Annotated in this window: 15 protein-coding genes; 2 read left to right on the top strand and 13 right to left on the bottom strand. The window is 49.5% G+C overall.

The annotated features are described in order from the left end of the window. Nucleotides 1–39 precede the first annotated feature (39 nt). The 5 genes from ACSSVF_RS10895 to dnaE form a co-directional block, all read right to left on the bottom strand. Nucleotides 40–1,458: a sigma-54-dependent transcriptional regulator gene (locus ACSSVF_RS10895; RefSeq protein ID WP_442586535.1), complete on the bottom strand. Its 1,419-nt coding sequence runs from the start codon at nt 1,456–1,458 to the stop codon at nt 40–42. 22 nt (nt 1,459–1,480) lie between these two features. Beyond that, complete coding sequence (locus ACSSVF_RS10890) at nt 1,481–3,991, bottom strand: TonB-dependent receptor (RefSeq protein WP_492403484.1); 2,511 nt, start codon at nt 3,989–3,991, stop codon at nt 1,481–1,483. Between the two features lie 198 nt (nt 3,992–4,189). After that, on the bottom strand, nt 4,190–5,659 hold the full coding sequence (gene tilS / locus ACSSVF_RS10885; protein WP_492403483.1) for a tRNA lysidine(34) synthetase TilS: 1,470 nt from the start codon (nt 5,657–5,659) through the stop codon (nt 4,190–4,192). Beyond that, nucleotides 5,649–6,644 (bottom strand): acetyl-CoA carboxylase carboxyltransferase subunit alpha, encoded by a 996-nt coding sequence (locus tag ACSSVF_RS10880; protein WP_442586538.1) that lies wholly within the window; start codon nt 6,642–6,644, stop codon nt 5,649–5,651. Before ACSSVF_RS10880 ends, tilS begins: the two co-directional genes overlap by 11 nt. A 23-nt stretch (nt 6,645–6,667) precedes the next feature. Then, complete coding sequence (gene dnaE / locus ACSSVF_RS10875) at nt 6,668–10,147, bottom strand: DNA polymerase III subunit alpha (protein WP_492403481.1); 3,480 nt, start codon at nt 10,145–10,147, stop codon at nt 6,668–6,670. A 180-nt stretch (nt 10,148–10,327) separates the two neighbouring features. On the opposite strand from dnaE, the gene tpx (ACSSVF_RS10870) reads away from it, so the two are divergent. Together tpx (ACSSVF_RS10870) and tpx (ACSSVF_RS10865) are read left to right on the top strand one after the other, a co-directional pair. Further along, nucleotides 10,328–10,843: a thiol peroxidase gene (gene tpx / locus ACSSVF_RS10870; protein WP_442586540.1), complete on the top strand. Its 516-nt coding sequence runs from the start codon at nt 10,328–10,330 to the stop codon at nt 10,841–10,843. Between the two features lie 105 nt (nt 10,844–10,948). After that, nucleotides 10,949–11,449 (top strand): thiol peroxidase, encoded by a 501-nt coding sequence (gene tpx, locus ACSSVF_RS10865; RefSeq protein WP_442586541.1) that lies wholly within the window; start codon nt 10,949–10,951, stop codon nt 11,447–11,449. Nucleotides 11,450–11,584: 135 nt separating this feature from the next. On the opposite strand, the gene fabF is transcribed toward tpx (ACSSVF_RS10865), so the two are convergent. The 8 genes from fabF to ACSSVF_RS10825 all read right to left on the bottom strand — a co-directional run bounded on the left by fabF (nt 11,585) and on the right by ACSSVF_RS10825 (nt 18,075). Continuing rightward, complete coding sequence (fabF, locus tag ACSSVF_RS10860) at nt 11,585–12,817, bottom strand: beta-ketoacyl-ACP synthase II (RefSeq protein ID WP_442586542.1); 1,233 nt, start codon at nt 12,815–12,817, stop codon at nt 11,585–11,587. Nucleotides 12,818–12,868: 51 nt separating this feature from the next. Then, on the bottom strand, nt 12,869–13,105 hold the full coding sequence (gene acpP, locus ACSSVF_RS10855; protein WP_055825178.1) for an acyl carrier protein: 237 nt from the start codon (nt 13,103–13,105) through the stop codon (nt 12,869–12,871). A gap of 119 nt (nt 13,106–13,224) precedes the next feature. Continuing rightward, the gene (gene fabG / locus ACSSVF_RS10850; RefSeq protein ID WP_442586543.1) at nt 13,225–13,965 is read right to left on the bottom strand and encodes a 3-oxoacyl-ACP reductase FabG; all 741 of its coding nucleotides are present in this window, start codon (nt 13,963–13,965) and stop codon (nt 13,225–13,227) included. Between the two features lie 32 nt (nt 13,966–13,997). Beyond that, nucleotides 13,998–14,921 (bottom strand): ACP S-malonyltransferase, encoded by a 924-nt coding sequence (fabD, locus tag ACSSVF_RS10845; protein ID WP_492403478.1) that lies wholly within the window; start codon nt 14,919–14,921, stop codon nt 13,998–14,000. A gap of 88 nt (nt 14,922–15,009) precedes the next feature. Continuing rightward, entirely contained in the window at nt 15,010–15,951 is a 942-nt protein-coding gene (locus ACSSVF_RS10840; RefSeq protein WP_492403477.1) for a beta-ketoacyl-ACP synthase III, read from the bottom strand. 59 nt (nt 15,952–16,010) lie between these two features. Further along, nucleotides 16,011–17,063 (bottom strand): phosphate acyltransferase PlsX, encoded by a 1,053-nt coding sequence (gene plsX / locus ACSSVF_RS10835; RefSeq protein WP_442586546.1) that lies wholly within the window; start codon nt 17,061–17,063, stop codon nt 16,011–16,013. Between the two features lie 128 nt (nt 17,064–17,191). Beyond that, on the bottom strand, nt 17,192–17,371 hold the full coding sequence (gene rpmF, locus ACSSVF_RS10830; protein WP_018985326.1) for a 50S ribosomal protein L32: 180 nt from the start codon (nt 17,369–17,371) through the stop codon (nt 17,192–17,194). 191 nt (nt 17,372–17,562) lie between these two features. Continuing rightward, on the bottom strand, nt 17,563–18,075 hold the full coding sequence (locus tag ACSSVF_RS10825) for a YceD family protein (protein WP_492403475.1): 513 nt from the start codon (nt 18,073–18,075) through the stop codon (nt 17,563–17,565). Nucleotides 18,076–18,229 lie beyond the last annotated feature (154 nt).

Below are 18,229 nucleotides of genomic sequence, written 5' to 3'. Positions count from 1 at the left end.
ATTGAAGAGTCACTAGCTTCGATGATTAAACGCATGGCATTAAACCGCTATCCCGTGCTTATCCATACGGTAACGCATAGTCATGCGGGTAATGCCCAAGGTACGTGCCGCTTTAGACACATTATTCCGTGCCTGTTCCAGCGCATTTAACAGCATGGCTTTTTCAGCACCATCTAACGTTAACTGTGCATCATTCGTGACTAATGCTGCGCTGGCTGAGGTATGGCCTACTTGTGGCAAACCCAGATCATGCTCTGAAATCACCGGCTGCGTGCACATTAGTACCGCACGGCTGATCTGGTGGCGCATTTCGCGTACGTTTCCTGGCCAGCGGTATTGCTGTATGGCAATCAGTGCAGTCGGGCTGAACTCATGGTGCGGTAAGGCATACCGTTTTTCAGTCATTTGCCGAAAATAATTGGCAAGCAACATCACATCCTGACTACGATCGCGCAATGGCGGCATCTGCATGGTGATCACATTCAGGCGGTAATACAAATCTGACCGAAACCGGCCCTCGTTAGACATCTGGTATAGATCACGGTTAGTTGCAGCAATAATACGTGCATGCACCGGCCTTTCCTTGGTAGAGCCCAGGCGGCGCACCATGCGTCTTTCCAACACGTTGAGCAACTTGGCCTGTAACCCTAATGGCAACTCACCAATCTCATCCAGAAACAGCGTCCCATCTTCGGCAGATTCGATCAGGCCAGGGCGCGAAGTAACCGCATTGGTAAAAGCACCCTTCTCATTGCCAAACAGCTCGCTTTCAATCAACTCTGCCGGTAGCGAGGCACAATCCACATGCACGAACGGTTTGTCGTGATTAACACAACTGGCGTGCAGATAACGTGCAACCACATCTTTACCGGTACCGGTTTCACCAGTAATTAACACGGTCGGCTGCGCCGCATCACTGAGTGAACTCAGTTGTGCAATACGCGTGATTTGCTGGCGCACGCTTTGCATGGCAGCACTCTCGCCGATCAGTTGTATGGATTCATTTGCCAGCGTATCCCGCTGCCGCGAGTAATCCAGGCTGGTCTGTAGTTCAGTAGTCTTTTCATTTTTTTGAATGATCAACAACAACTCTTCGAGATCAATCGGTTTTTTCAGGTAATCGATGGCGCCCAATTTAATGGCGCTCACCGCATCAGTGACATCGCCGTAAGCGGTCATGACGATAGTATTAATATTCTTAGCGACAAACTCAGGCAATAAATCAATGCCATTGCCATCAGGCAGACGCATATCCAATAACACGATATCTGGTTCAAACTGCTTGACCAGCAATCTGGCGTCATGCAGAGATTCTGCGTGCTCACACTCAAAACCGGCTTTCTGCAAGCGCTTGACTACCGCCCGAGCAAAAAGCACCTCATCTTCGACCAACAAAATTTTCTTTTTGAAGCCTGGAATGATCGATTTATCTGTTGATGATGAAAGTTGTGAAAGCACGCATCCTCCTTATTGTTTTACTTTAGTCTTTGTCGTAATTAACGGCAGATTTTTTGCCGCCAAACTCGTATCGAACGCCAACCCAAGCCATTCTTGGCGCACCTGGGGCAATAAAGTCCTCGCCAACAGTTGCACTTCTTCGTGCGTTTGCAACACCACCTCCGTTAACACCATCTGTACGCAGCACTCCATTTGCGTTAAATGGGTTTTGACCTAACTGGCCTGCCGTCGCATATTCCTTATCAAATATATTGTTAACTCGAGCAAATAGCGACCATTCAGGATGAAGTTTGTACGCAACAGTCGCATTGAAAATGGTGTAACCAGCAATTTTCCCATCGCCAAAATAACTGCCCCCTGCTTGCTGATCTCCATTATCGTTACCGCGGATATTTGTTCCAGAAACAGATAAGCTATTTGCACCAAAACTTAAGCGATCATTAACACGGTAATCGGCATAAACTTTGAAAATATTTCGAGGTATTAGTGGGATGCGATCACCAGATTTAATTTGTATTTCGCTATTAGCATCTTGGCTGCTATTCGCATTGCCTAAAACAGACTCGGCACTGCGATACGTAGCATCAATGAAAGTATAATTTGCGCCCAAACCAAAATCACCAAAGTTCTTCGCAACCGAGCCCTCAAAGCCTTGACGTAAGGTTTCACCAAAGTTCTGGAAAAACCCTTGTGATGCATTAGCAGCAACGAACAGGATATCATCAACGTTGCGAGTTCTAAACACACCCGCTGCCCATATAAAGCCTGAATCATGTCCTCTCAAGCCAGCTTCCCAAGTTTTTGATACTACTTGTTTTAGTGGAGGATCGCCTGCGAAAGAGTTAGGCAAACTACATGGCGCATTTTCATTCGCACAACTTAATTCAATAGACGTAGGTGCACGGCTACCTTCGTTATAACCAATATAAGTATTCAAATTAGGGATTGGGTTAAATGTCAAACCAACCGCTGGATTAAAGCGTTGGAAATTGTGCCTGCCATCAAGTGACGCGTCGTCATCAACCACATTAGTTAAAGCATTACCTGCACCATTTAATTCAAAATGTGTTTGTCCATCTCTATTGCGAATACGCGTTTGGTTATACCGACCAGAAACAGTCAGATGCAAATTGTCTTGCAATGCCAATGTGTCAGTACCGAACAGGCTATATGTGGTTACATTGCTTTTTAGTTTGGCACTTCTATCATCCAACTCACCATCCAAATTACCTAATGTAGCAGCATTAGCAAAAAAGCCAGAGCCAACAATCCCTCGGCTTAGATCAATCGAGCCATACTCGGCAGTTTGGTCAAACTTGATACGGCTATGATCTACACCACCACCAAGAACAAATTTATTGTTTTTGTCAAAAAGTGTATTTGTTACAGAGACTTGACCAAAAATACCCATATTGTCAGTCAAGGTTCTAGTTCTATTGATAATGCCGGTACATTTTTCACCAGGCTCGCCACCCGGATTCAACTCAGCAGCACATGCAGCCTGGTTGCCCGCTAAAGTATATGCACCTCCAGGAGCAAGCAGAATATTTTGTCCAGCCCCTCCTACAGCTTCAGTCAACGCCTCATCATTTAGATCGCCGTTGTAAGTGCTGGACTTGATTCTTCGATAATAAGTATTACCTGACAACTGCACGTTATCCGTAAAGAAATGAGACCAATTTAAATTGACTAAATGCGATTCATTTTTGGTATTGTCTGGATAAGTATAAACACTGCTGTAATCACGACGCGCAAAACTCTCCGGTACCAAGCCGTTACCGTTTAAGTCTGTATTAGCATATGCATAAGTCAGTTTCAAATCTGTTTTATCACCGCGCCAGCCTAATTTCCCAAATAACTGCTGGTAATCAGATTCAGACTTATCACGCCATCCGTTTTCATCAAAAAATGAACCAGCTACATAATAATCAATACTGTCCGCTACTCCGCCATATTCAAACTCACCGAGCTTACGACCATAGCTACCTAACGTAGCTTGTACTGCACCACCTGGAGCGGTACGACCATCTTTGGTTTGAATGGATAAAGCACCACCTAATGTATTCAAGCCGAACAATGGATTGGAGCCTGGCATAATTTGCATGCCTTGTATTGCAATTTTCGGAATCAAATCCCAGCTAACAATATCGCCAAAAGCCTGGTTCATACGTACACCATCCATATACACGGAAAGGCCTTGCGGTGTACCCAGTAATGGTGAGGCAGTAAATCCACGATAATTTACATCAGCTTGTAATGGGTTGTTTTGTATCTCGTTGACATACACGCCTGCCATATTGCGGTTCATATAGTCAGTGATATCTAAAGACTGCGATTTTTCAATATCTTTGGCTTTAACTGTTTGCACTGCGGATGGTATTTGTTCAATCGGTACACCTACGCTTTGCAACGGAGTTGTACTGATGACTTCTACCTTGTCTAAATTAATGGTTTCAGCAACCACTAGTGATGCTTGTGCTGAATAAGCAGACACAATCGCTAGCAGCAAAGGCTTAATAGCATTTTTGTTCATAGAAACGATCCTTTTCCCGAGAATGTTTAGTTAATAACTTATATAAAGCATTCTCTACTATGCAATTACTGTTCCTCAACTGCATTGCGAAAAAAGACTTTTTAAATCAACAGGCTAAAAATCAGCGAAAGACTACAGTCACAAAATATGGCTAATTACAGCCAATTTTATGGCTATAATTGGTTGTTGACAACCAATTTATGCGTTGTTTGAAAGGGGCTGCAGAAAAATCTCAACGCCGTAAGCATTACGGCCAGGACGCCAGGCGGCGTCTATTGCAAGAGAGGCAAGTGAAACCAGGGTTTGGGTAGGTGAAGGTTGTGAGGAGACCACATTGACCAATGGGTAGAATGCCCGCTGCCATGGCGGGATGGCCAGCATCTGGAAAATCACTTTTAATTCACGGCGCGGGCGTTTGGCATCCGGTTGCAGGCTCTCGCCACCGGATCTTGCAAACAACATGAGTTCTAAGCCATCAGTTAATGGAACGGCTTGCCCGTAACGCTTGTGTAAAGTAATGGCGGCTGGATTCACGCCCAGGCGAGCCAGGGCGATGCCGTGGCCTTTGCTGACTTTGAACTGCACTTGCCAGTCACCCCAGATCTGGCTTTTACCGCCTTGCCAGATCAATGGTGTTTTTGGAAGTGCTGCGGGTTTACCCACGCAATACAGCCGTTGCTGGTAATGATGCAGGTAAGCCTGGCGTTTGACTGCCTGCCCTTGCAACGGCAGGTGCAGATAGCGGTGCGGTTTGACTGTTGATAATTGTTGCCAGTAATTTTGCAACTGTTCGGTATTGGGCATGCGCAGATCAAGTTGCTGAAACCAGTAGCGCAGCATGTTTTTCGCACGCGCGTCACCCAGCGCGCGCAAGCGCTGGATATCTACCGACTGCCCCAGCCACTCTTCCCGCACATCGCATGCGGTCACATCCTGGCTGGCCAGGCTATCAAGCAGGGATTGCGCTTCTGCCATATGGCCGGCACTGCGTGCCAGGGCGTTATCGAGCTGCGAGTAACGTTCACGCATCACAGGCATCACCGTCTGCCGCATGAAGTTGCGGTCATAACTGATATCAGTATTGCTTTCGTCTTCTACCCATTGGTACTGCAAGTCGGTTGCCTGTTGCAAAATATCGGCTTTGCTTACCTGTAACAGCGGCCGGTACAGGCTGCGCTCGGCATCCCATTCGCTCATGGCAGATAAGCCTTTCACCCCTGCGCCTCGCATGAGCTGCAAAAGCAAGGTTTCGCTTTGATCTTGTATGTGATGCGCGGTGACAATCGCCTGCGCACCCAATTGCTGGCGCATCTGCTCAAGTGACTGATAGCGCGCCTCGCGCGCTGTGGCTTCAATGCCTTGTCCGCTGCGCAGATTGACATGCACTTTATCTGAATAAAACGGGATGCCTTGCGCCACGCACACGCGCTCGCACAGGCTTAGCCATTCATCGGCATGCGGGCTCAGCCCATGGTGGATATGCATGGCAGATAATTTAAATGGCAGGCGTGTGGAAAGCTGTGACAGGGCATGCAGCAGCACTATGGAATCCACACCGCCACTTAAGGCCAGCAGCAGGTGTAAAGGTGAGGCTTGAGGCTTTTGCGCAGCCAAAAAAGAGGCAATGCCCTTCTCAAACCGCGCAGAAAATACGCTGTTATTTGTCACTAGTGGCTTTAAATTTACCGTAACTCATCAGGCGTTGATAGCGCGTTTCCAGCAGTTGCGGTATTTTTTTGGATTGTAATGTCTTGAGTTGCAGGGCAATGGTCTGGCCAATGCGCTCCATCACTTCTTCGTAGTTACGGTGCGCGCCGCCTAATGGTTCGCTGATAATGGTGTCGATCAGCCCCAATGATTTCAAGCGATCTGCGGTGATGCCCAGGGTTTCTGCGGCATCCGATGCCTTGCTGGCGCTTTTCCACAAAATGGAGGCACACCCTTCTGGCGAGATGACAGAGTAAGTAGAGTATTGCAGCATATTCAAGTGATCAACCACGCCCAATGCAAGCGCACCGCCTGAACCACCCTCACCGATGACGATGCCGATGATAGGTGTTTTCAATTCAGCCATCACATACAGGTTACGTGCAATCGCCTCAGACTGGCCCCGCTCTTCAGCACCGATGCCTGGATAAGCCCCGGGTGTATCGATCAGCGTGATGATAGGCAGATTGAATTTTTCTGCCAGGCGGAACAGGCGCAAGGCCTTGCGGTAGCCTTCAGGGCGCGGCATGCCAAAATTACGGTATTGGCGCTCTTTGATATCGCGGCCTTTTTGGTGGCCCATGACCATGACCGGGATGCCTTTAAAACGCGCAATGCCACCGACAATCGCCGGATCATCCGCAAAAGCGCGATCGCCATGCAGTTCCTGGAAATCAGTGAACAAGGCGTTGATGTAATCCATGGTGTAAGGCCGCTGGGGATGGCGGGCGACCTGTGAGATTTGCCAGGCGGTCAAGCTCTGGTAGGTGTCTTGCAGTAGCTTGCTATTCTTCTTTTGTAACAAATCCAGCTCTTTGGAGATATCCAGTGAATCATGCTCGTCGTGAGATGATTGCAGAGCCTCAATACGCTTTTCAAGTCCGGCAATTGCTTGCTCGAAATCCAGATAAGTCAGTTTACTAGGCGTTAAACGTTTGGCACTCATTATGAATTCTTTAGTTAAAAAGTTCAGGCATTATAAAGGATTTTGACATTTTCTTTTGATAACCAGCCCTGTAAATTCAGCAGCAGGTCATCATGCAAGACCACTTGCCAGTCTTCGCCCAGCATTAAACTGACCTGCGCGGCCTGGTTGTGGTAGTCGACTTTGATCGGGCAACGCTTTTGTTCCTCATTGGCGTAGCGATAAGGCGTTAACACCGTCATTAAACGCTGCAGGTCAGATTGCCCGTTACAACTCAGGGTCAGCATCTGCGCAAACCGGTTACGCACGGCGGTCAGGTCATACAATTTTCTGGCGCTGACGCGGATACCACCGGAAAAATCGTCATTTGAGATACGGCCTTCTACAATCAATAGCTGGTCTTCCTTGATCCACTGTGCATTTTGCTGCAGCAATTCGGAACCGATCACCACATCTGCCCGCCCCACTGCATCATCGAGTGTGACGATCGCCATTTTGCCGCGCTGCGTCATGCGCACGCGCACACTCATCACCACCCCTGCCAGCAATTTGGGTTCGTTTTGCGGCGCCAGATCACTCAGGTTGCCTTTAATAAACGGCCCCAGCTGAGACTTATAACTCAGGTATGGGTGGCCGCTGAGGTAAAACCCAAGCGCTGACTTTTCTTCTTGCAAGGCCTGTTCAGGGCTCCATGCGATCACCGCAGGTAATTGATGTTCTGTCTCCACAACACCGCCAAACAGGCAATCCTGCCCGGCATGCGCGGCTCTTTGCTCAGCCGCACTGATCGCACCATCCAGGCCTGCCAGCAGTGCGGCACGGTTTGGCTCTAGCTTATCAAAGGCGCCCGCCCGGATCAGCGATTCCATCACACGCCGGTTCACTTTACGTAAATCCAGGCGCTGACAGAAATCGAAGATATCCTTGAACGGCCCCTCAGCCTCGCGCGAGGCGACGATCAGATCAATCGCCGCGCCACCAGTACCTTTGATGGCACCCAGGCCGTATAAAATCTGCTGCGAACTCATGGGTTTGAATTGGAAAATACTGGCGTTCACATCCGGTGGCAATACATCCACATGGTTACCGCTACAATCATCAAAGAACGTATGCACGTTGTCGGTGTTGTTCATATCGGCAGACATGGTGGCGGCCAAAAATGCAGCCGGATAATGCGCTTTCAGGAAGGCAGTGTGATAAGCCACTAACGCATAAGCCGCAGCGTGCGATTTGTTAAAACCATAGCCGGCAAATTTTTCCAGCAAGTCGAACAGGTCATTGGATTGCTGTAATGTCAGGCCATTTTTCAGCGCACCCTCGTTAAAGATTTCACGCTGTATGACCATCTCTTCCGGTTTTTTCTTACCCATGGCGCGGCGCAGCAAGTCGGCGCCGCCCAGGCTAAACCCGGCCACCACCTGCGCAATCTGCATCACCTGCTCCTGGTAAACCGCAATACCATAGGTTTCTTTCAGGATAGACTCGGTAGAGGCATGCGGATATTCCACGCGCTGCGTGCCGTGTTTGCGTCGGCAGAAATCGGGAATCAGGTCCATAGGGCCAGGACGGTACAGCGCCACCAGGGCGATAATATCTTCAAACAAGTCGGGTTTGGCTTGCTTGAGCATGTCCTTCATGCCGCGCGATTCCAGCTGGAATACCGCGGTGGTATTGGCGGTTTTCAGCAGGTGGTAACTGCGCTTGTCATCCAGTGGGATGGTCTCGAAACTAAGCGGCGGCAGTTCTTCCTGGGCGCGTTGCGCGTTGGCATTTTCCAACGCCATATTGAGGATGGTCAGTGTACGCAGGCCCAAAAAGTCGAACTTGACCAGGCCTACTGCTTCAACATCGTCCTTGTCATACTGGCTGACCAGGCTGTCGCCATTGGGCTGGCAATAGATAGGCGAGAAATCTGAAATCTTGCCCGGTGCGATCAATACGCCGCCCGCATGCATACCAATGTTACGTACCAGGCCTTCCAGCCGCAATGCCAGGGAAAGTAATTCTGAGACCTCTTCTTCTTTTTCACGGCGCTCCTGCAACTGGGGTTCTTTTTCCAGCGCAGACTCTAGCGTGATGCCAAGCTCTAAAGGTATCAGCTTGGCTATGCCATCCACAAAGTTAAACGGTAGATCTAGTACGCGGCCCACATCGCGGATCACCGCTTTGGCCGCCATGGTACCGAAGGTGGCGATTTGAGATACCGATGCCAGGCCGTATTTGTTTTTCACGTAATCAATGACGCGATCACGCCCTTCCTGGCAGAAGTCAATATCGAAGTCGGGCATGGATACCCGCTCAGGGTTGAGGAAACGCTCAAACAGCAAGTTGTATTTGAGCGGATCGAGATCGGTAATGCCCAGGCTGTAAGCCACCAGTGACCCGGCACCGGAACCCCTGCCCGGCCCTACCGGTACACCATTATTTTTCGCCCAGTTGATAAAGTCGGCCACGATCAGGAAGTAGCCAGGAAATCCCATCTGGATAATGATGCCGCACTCAAATTGCAGCCGGTCTTCATATTCTGTGCGCTTTTGCTCGCGCTTGCTTTCATCCGGGTAAAGGTAAGAAAGTCTTTTCTCCAACCCTTGTTTTGATTGTTCGATCAGGAAAGCATCCAGGCTCTCACCATTCGGCGTCGGAAAATCCGGCAGGTAGTTTTTACCCAGCGTGAGTGCCAGATTACAGCGTTTAGCGATCTCTACCGCATTTTGCAAAGCAATCGGCATATCGGCAAACAAGGCCTGCATTTCTGCCTGGGTTTTCACATACTGCGAGGCGAGGAAGCGTTTAGGCCGGCGCTTGTCTGCCAGCACATAGCCTTCAGCGATGCAGGTACGCGCTTCATGCGCCATGAAATCATCAGGCGTCTGGAACTGGATGGGATGCGTGGCCACCAATGGTAAATCGAGTTGCTGCGCGATCAGCACTGTTTGTTGTATGCATTGTTCCTGGGCGCGTGACTCCTGGCTGCCAGGTTCATGCACTCGTTGCACTTCCAGGTAGTAGCGACCCTGGAATATGTGTGCCCATTGTTGCGCTGACTGTAACGCCTGTGCCCGGTTACCGGCTTGCAACGCCTGGCCGACATCACCCGCGAGAAAGCCGGATAACATCAACAAGCCTGCATTCTTCTCCTGTAACCACTCGGCTTTTATTTCTGCCCGCTCGCGGTACTGGTTTTCGAGGTAGGCACGACTGAGTAGCTCGCACAGATGGCGATAGCCCTGCGCGGTCTGCACCAGCAACAACATGCGCTGCGGCTTGTCCCGCTGCACTGTGTTTTCCACCCACACATCGCATCCCAATACAGGTTTAAGGCCTTTGCTACGGGCGGCATTATAAAACTTCACTGCACCAAACAGGTTGGCAAGGTCAGTCAGCGCAAGGGCAGGCATGCCATCTTGCTTGGCTGCTTTGACATAATCGCCAATGCGCACTGTGCCATCCACAATAGAATATTCACTATGGCAACGCAGATGAATAAATGCGGGTGATACGGTTGGTGTGAGGGGTGCTTCCATGCAGTTATTTTACCTGCCATCCCCTTTTTTGTGACGGCTTGTGATGCAAATAATGTGGTTGACAGGGTTAAAATGACCGCGCGCTCTAAGCATCAACTGCTGCCTTAACAGTTGCAAAAAACACTTAAGCTGACTGCTAATATGCACTATGATGTCAGGCTTATTGATAACCGAGCACTCATGATTATGTCTCACGCCATTTCACTGCTTGATGAACCTATCCTTGTAGAAGACAACTTACCGCGCGTGGGCGACGTGCTGCCTTTTTTCCAGCTGGTAAACCATGCGCTGGAAGATATCACCCTGGAATCCTTCCAGGGCAAGCGCAAGATTCTGCATTTCTTCCCTGGTATAGATACCCCTGCCAGCGCGGACAGCGTGCGCAGGTTGGACGCACTGGCTCAAACCCTGCCTAACACTGCCATCCTGAATATTTCCCCTGACCTACCGTTTACCATGTCACGTTTCTCTGAAACGGAACATCTGCTGCATACTATTAATCTGTCCACCCTGCGTGGTCGCGACATGTTTAAAAATTATGGGGTGCTGATCACGTCGAGCAAACTGGCCGGATTACCTGCGCGCGCCCTGATGGTCGCCGACGAGAATGACACCGTATTACATGTGCAATTAGTAGAAGACCTGACCAGTGAGCCAGACTTTGAGGCAGCACTCAAGTCACTGGCAGGCAACTAACTGATCACTGGCGGCCTGATTAACTTATTTTTTATAAGGTTGATTGCCAACCCGCGAAGCGCTACAGTAGCTACTTTTATCACTTAACCCGTTTTGGAGAACACTATGGCAAGCGTAACGCTTAAAGGTAACCCGGTCGCTGTTGGCGGAAAATTTTTAACAGCGGGTGACACAGCGCCTGACTTTCAACTGGCCGATGCCAAACGCACGCTGGTAGGACTGGATGCCTACGCAGGCAAACGTAAAGTGCTCAACATTTTTCCTAGTATTGATACGCCTACGTGTGCCACTTCTGTGCGCACCTTCAATAAAGAAGCCAGCAAAGCCAGCAACACGGCTGTGCTGTGTATCTCTGCTGATTTGCCATTTGCGCAAAGCCGTTTTTGCGGTGCTGAAGGCCTGGAAAATGTAGTTACCCTGTCTACCTTCCGTGACACAGCAAAATTTGCCAATGATTACGGTGTATTCATCACCGACAGCAGCCTGGCTGGCTTAACTGCACGTGCCGTAGTTGTGCTGGATGAAAACAACAAAGTCCTGTACAGCGAACTGGTGGGTGAAATTGCCAACGAGCCTAACTACGAAGCGGCTCTAGCTGTTTTATAAGCACTGAGAAACCCAGACAGGCGGCGGATACATCACGCGGATGCATCGCCTGTTTGAATCAGGTAAAACCCTGATTCAATGAACAAAAAAGCCAGCTTACGCTGGCTTTTTTGTTGTTGCTCGTTACGGTAAAAACTAAACGCGCTTAAATAACAGGCTGCCGTTCGTCCCACCAAAACCGAAGTTGTTTTTCAATGCATACTCAATTTTCAGATCACGTGCGGTGTTGGCACAATAATCCAGGTCACATTCGGGATCCTGATTGAAAATATTGATGGTTGGTGGTGACACCTGATGATAGATAGACAATACGGTAAACACCGATTCCAAGCCTCCAGCACCACCTAGCAAGTGACCAGTCATCGATTTGGTGGAATTCACCACTAGATTGTAGGCATGGTCACCAAAAGTAGCTTTGATGGCATTGGTTTCATTGGCATCACCTAATGGTGTCGAAGTACCGTGTGCGTTCATAAACTGCACCTGGTCAGGGCTCACGCCTGCATTTTTCAATGCATTGACCATGGATCGGCGTGGGCCATCCATATTAGGTGCGGTCATATGATAAGCATCGGCACTTAAACCATAGCCTGATACTTCGGCATAGATGCGTGCGCCGCGGGCTTTGGCATGCTCGTATTCTTCCAGCACCAATACACCAGCGCCTTCACCAATCACGAAGCCGTCACGGTCTTTATCCCAGGGACGACTTGCCGTTTCAGGATCATCATTGCGGCCAGACAAGGCGCGCGCAGAGGCAAAGCCACCTACGCTCAACTCGGTAATCGCGGCTTCAGACCCACCAGCGACCATGACATCGGCATCACCGTACTCAATCATACGCGCAGCTTCACCGATACTGTGGGTGCCGGTCGTACAAGCGGTAACGATCGCGATATTCGGCCCTTTCAGGCCCAACATGATCGACAGGTTGCCGGAAATCATATTGATAATGGTGCCGGGAATAAAGAATGGCGAAATTTTACGTGGGCCACCATCGTCATAATTGTCGTTGGTGGATTCAATCAACCCCAGGCCACCTATCCCTGACCCTATCGTGACACCAATGCGTTCGGCATTGGCTTCAGTCACTTCGAGCCCGGAATCCCTGAACGCTTCCAGACCTGCTGCCAGGCCATACTGGATAAACGTATCCATACGCCGCGCATCTTTGGCAGGAATAAAGTCTTCGGCGTTAAAGCCTTTGACTTCACCTGCAATTTGCGAAGCAAACGGGGTGGGATCAAATTTGGTGATACGGCTTATGCCTGATTGACCAGCGATAAGATTGTTCCAGGCGTTCTGGTAGCCAATCCCCACTGGAGACACCACGCCTAAGCCGGTTACTACTACTCTGCGTTTGGTCATAATAGAAATCAGCCCTCTTGCGAGGGCTGATTAAATGAATAAGTCAATGAATTACTTGAGATTAGCGCTGACGTAGTCAATCGCTTGCTGAACTGTTGTAATTTTTTCGGCTTCTTCGTCAGGGATTTCGCAATCGAATTCTTCTTCCAAAGCCATTACCAATTCTACCGTGTCCAGAGAATCTGCACCCAGATCATCCACGAAGGATGAAGTGTTTTTTACGTCAGCTTCGTTTGCACCTAATTGTTCACAAACGATTTTCTTTACGCGTTGTTCGATGTCGGACATCTAAAATACCCCTTATTGATAAGTGTCGTGTTCAGTAAACCGGTATTCTAACAAATCTTGCCCAGAATACCAAAAAACTATTAATAAAATGCCATAGAAAACATCGCTAGCATTTCAATTTATGCGCAATACATGCCGCCATTCACGTGAATGGTCTCGCCTGTAATGTAGGCTGCCGCTGGCGATGCCAGGAAAGCCACCGTGGCTGCAATCTCATATACCTGACCCAGGCGACCGGCCGCGATGCGTTCCAGCATTTTGGCTTTAATGTCTTCCGGGAGTTCAGCCGTCATATCAGTTTCGATAAAACCAGGCGCAACACAGTTAACGGTAATGTTACGGCTACCGACTTCTTGCGCCAATGACTTGGTAAAACCTGTCATGCCGGCCTTGGCCGCCGCATAATTGGTTTGGCCAGCATTGCCCATATGGCCAACCACGCTGGAAATATTGATGATGCGGCCATTGCGCGCTTTCATCATCGGGCGTAAAACCGCCTGGCTCATGCGGAACACGGATTTCAGGTTAGTGCCTAATACAGCATCCCAATCTTCGTCCTTCATGCGCATCAGCAATGTATCTTTGGTAATGCCGGCATTGTTCACCAGAATAGTGACATCGCCGTATAGCTCGGCAATCTTCTTGAGTACCGTATCAATCTGCTCAGGCTGCGTCACATCCAGCGCCATGCCGACGCCATTAACGCCGGCCGCTTTCAGTGAGGTCGTGATCGCATCTGCCCCGCTGGCAGAAGTGGCTGTACCCACGACAATGGCGCCCTGTTTGCCCAGTTCCAGCGCAATGGCAGCGCCAATCCCGCGACTGGCACCGGTGACCAGCACTACTTGTTGATTTAGCATAATCTCTCCTTTTTCACACCGTACTTTTTTTATTATTGGTTCACAAAAGTCTGTATGGCTTCTTCATTGATCAGCGCCACACAGTTCACTTCCGCCACAATACGCTTAGCCAGGCCAGCCAACACTTTACCCGGCCCGCATTCTGCGCTGATCAGCACCTGTTGGGAAGCTAACAATTGTACTGTTTCAACCCAGCGCACCGGATTATAAAGCTGGCGCACCAAGGCATCCTTGATCTGCGCTGCGTCACTGTAAGCAGCGACATCCGCATTGTGCAATACGGGCACCACTGGTGTTTGCACTGCTACATTCTGCAAATAGTCGCGTAATTTTTCTGCGGCGGGCTTCATCAACTCGCAATGCGAAGGTACGCTGACCGGCAATGGCAGTGCACGTTTGGCACCTTTGGCCTTCGCCAGTTCCATGCCGCGCTCAACCGCTGCTTTTTCACCGGCAATCACTACCTGGCCTGGAGAGTTAAAGTTGACTGCTTGCACCACCTGGCCTTGTGCGGCTTCACTGCAAACTGCACGCACAGTGTCGTCATCCAGCCCTAAAATGGCAGCCATCGCCCCCTGCCCTTCAGGCACGGCTTGCTGCATGACTTGAGCGCGGAATTTAACCAATGGCAATGCATCTGCAAAACTCAACGCGCCGGCAGCGACCAGTGCAGTGTACTCACCCAAACTATGGCCTGCCATCGTCACAGGCTGTTTACCGCCCAGGTTTTGATATACGCGCCAGGTAGCAATGCCTGCGGTGAGCATGATAGGCTGTGTATTCTCGGTCAGGTTAATCGCGTCATTCGGCTCAGTGGCCATTTTCCAGAAATCGACTCCCAGCACACTGGAAGCTTCTTCAAAGGTTTGTTTGACAATGGCGTGAGACTCAAGACCTTGCATCATGCCCACAGATTGTGAACCTTGACCAGGAAAGAAAAAAGCAAATGTAGACATAGGCGTTTAAAATCAGTAATTAATAAGTATCAAGCAGGAATTGGGTAGTTGAATGCGCCAGGCGTAAATCACTTATTGAAGTGACTACTTAAAACCTTACCAGCGCAGAACCCCAGGTAAACCCGCCACCAAATGCTTCCATGAGTAGAATGTGCCCGCGCTGAATACGGCCATCCCGCACTGCCGTATCTAATGCCAGAGGAATTGAAGCCGCGGATGTATTACCGTGGCGATCTACCGTGACGATGACTTTGTCCATAGACATATCCAGCTTTTTGGCGGTGGCTTGCAAAATACGGATATTGGCCTGGTGCGGCACCAGCCAGTCGATATCGGATTTTTGCATCTGGTTGGCTTCCAGCGTTTCGTCAACGATCTGGTCTAAGGTGTTTACGGCGATTTTAAATACCGTATTGCCTTCCATCACGACGGTGTCTGGCCCATCCGGGTTACGCGGTACATGCAAATGATTTTCGTAATTGCCATCCGCATGAATGTGCGTAGACAGCACACCAGGCTGGTCACTGGTTTGCAGAATGACAGCGCCAGCGCCATCGCCCCACAAAATACAGTTGCTACGGTCAGTGTAATCACAAATGCGGGTGAAAGTATCAGCGCCAATGACCAACACGTTTTTATGCTGCCCAGAGCGCATAAAGTGATTGGCGGTCGCTAACGCATAGATAAATCCGCTACAGACGGCCTGTACATCAAATGCCGGACAGCCGGAGATACCCAGTTTGCGCTGCACCATGGTAGCCACGCTAGGGAAAATTTTATCTGGCGTGGTTGTGGCGACGATAATCAGGTCAATATCCTGCGCCTGGATGCCTGCCGCTTCAATGGCATTGAGCGCGGCCTTGGTTGCCAGGTCGCTGGTCAGCTCATCGGTGACACGATGACGTTGCTTGATACCGGTGCGGGAAAATATCCACTCGTCAGTGGTATCGACCAATTTTTCCAAATCATTATTGGTCAATATAGTGGGCGGCAGATAGCTGCCAGTCCCTGCAATACGTGTGTGAATCATGGGTGCGATTATGCCTTAATTGGGTAAAAACGCCTAACAGAACAATGGCTGCAAGCGCATCAGGACTCTTCTGCCGTCGCTAAATGTTCGATCTCGAGTTGCGACTGAATCCGCTTCAAAACGCCGCTTTGTGCCTCTTCCATGGCGACGTGAATCGCATGGTAAAAACCAACGCTATCTGCACCGCCATGGCTTTTGACGACAATGCCGCGCAAGCCAAGAAAGCTGGCGCCATTATAAAGACGCGGGTCGACGCGTTTTTTAAATGCTTTTAATACTGGGAAAGCACCGAGCGCCATCAACTTGGTCAGCCAGTTGCGTTTAAATTCCTGGGTGAGGAACTTACCCATCATGTGAGCCAGGCCTTCAGTTGTTTTAAGCGACACATTGCCGACAAAGCCATCACAGACCACCACATCAGTAGTGCCCTTGAAAATATCGTCGCCTTCAACGTTGCCGTAAAAATTGAGGTGGCTGCCACGCAACAACTCAGCTGCCTGCTTTGCCACTTCATTCCCTTTAATATCTTCCGAACCGATATTGAGCAAACCTATGGTCGGGTTAGGTTTATTGTTGACGCAACTTACCACCATCGCGCCCATGATCGCAAACTGGTACAAATGCTCTGCCGTACAATCAGCGTTAGCACCTAAATCCAGCATAAAAGTGCTGCCATTTTCAGAAGGCAAGGTAGAAGCGATCGCCGGGCGATCAATGCCTGGCAACGTTTTAAGCACGAAACGTGCGGTCGCCATCAGCGCGCCGGTATTGCCTGCACTCACACAAGCCTGCGCTTCACCGGTTTTGACCATATTGATCGCCACCCGCATTGAAGAATCTTTTTTGTTCTTCATCGCGCTTTGCGGGGATTCACTCATTAACACCACTTCGGTCGCATGATGCACGCGCAGGCGCGGGTTAGGTGAAACATGCAGCGCCTTCAGCTCTGCCTCGATGGCATCCTGCAAGCCGACCAGAATAATATTGAGATTAGGATTCTCGTTCAGGATGCGTACTGCCGCAGGCACAGTCACATGCGGACCGTGATCGCCTCCCATGGCATCTATCGCAATGACAACTTCCTGAGATTGCCCGTGTTGACCAGTAGTCATGTTATTTCCCATGTTCACTTAAACACATGTGCTGCTCTGCGCCAAAACGCAGGCATACGCCAGATACACAAACGCCGCGCATTTTGTGCGCGGCGCAGTTTGAAACGTTGTTACTTTTTGCCAGCGAATTACTCGCCTTTTGCAGGCATCACTTTACGGCCACGGTAAAAACCGTTTGGGCTGACGTGATGACGTAAATGCACTTCACCTGTTGTAGGCTCAATAGCCAAAGGTGGGTTTGTCAAAAAATCGTGGGAACGGTGCATACCACGTTTGGACGGTGTCTTTTTGTTTTGCTGAACTGCCATTTTAAATTACTCCAAAATTAACCGCCGCAATTTAATAAATGGGCAGTTTAAAAACCAGAATTGCTACCTAATCCAGCATTATAAAATATTCCAGAGACAACTGCAAACAAATCCTGCAACCGTCGCTTTTCATTACCTTTTTAACTAAATGCGGGCCTAGGCACCTTACTCAACCTACTATTTAACCAGCTTTATTTATCCAGCTTTAAATTTTTAAGCGCAGCAAACGGGTTGGGCTTTTCACCCGCCGTCTTCTGCAAAGGCGCACAAGCCTCTTCATGCATGACCGCAATCGGCAAAGCCATCAGCAACTCATCTTCCACCAAAGATTCAAAGGTAGATTCAGCGCTGGACTCCAGCCAATCCACATCCTCATCTTCAAGCAAGGCCTCAGGGGGCTCATCGCAAACAGCAAATTCAAACTGCACATCCAAAGATTGTGGCATGGGTGCAAAACACCGCTGGCAAATAAGTGGCAAACTTGCCTGTACCGCCAAAGCCAGCATAGGCAATTGCGTGTCGCCAAAATAACGCGGCGGCAAACCCTGCAATTGATAAACCACCGACACTTTAGCCAATGCCTGGGCATCATTGACGCCCAGATCGCTTAGCGCCTCTTCCAGTCGCGGCAATGATGCGATCTCCAGCACCCCTTCACTCTTTTTTTGCTGCCTGGCTAACTCCAGATAACGCGCGTTCGACAAAAAACTCTCCTTCTCTTCACATGCTATTTAATATAGCAAACTATGCCGTCATTGACGAATCCTTATATACGCCCACACAGCCCCGGATTACTTGATACTGTATAAGCCGCAGTTTTTTGTTATAATAACGTCGCTTCACGCAGTGCTCTTTTCG

This window comes from Methylophilus sp. E2MeOHC9, assembly GCF_058744375.1.
The sequence above is the reverse complement of the archived record's forward strand: the minus strand, read 5'-3'. Positions and strand labels throughout refer to the sequence as shown.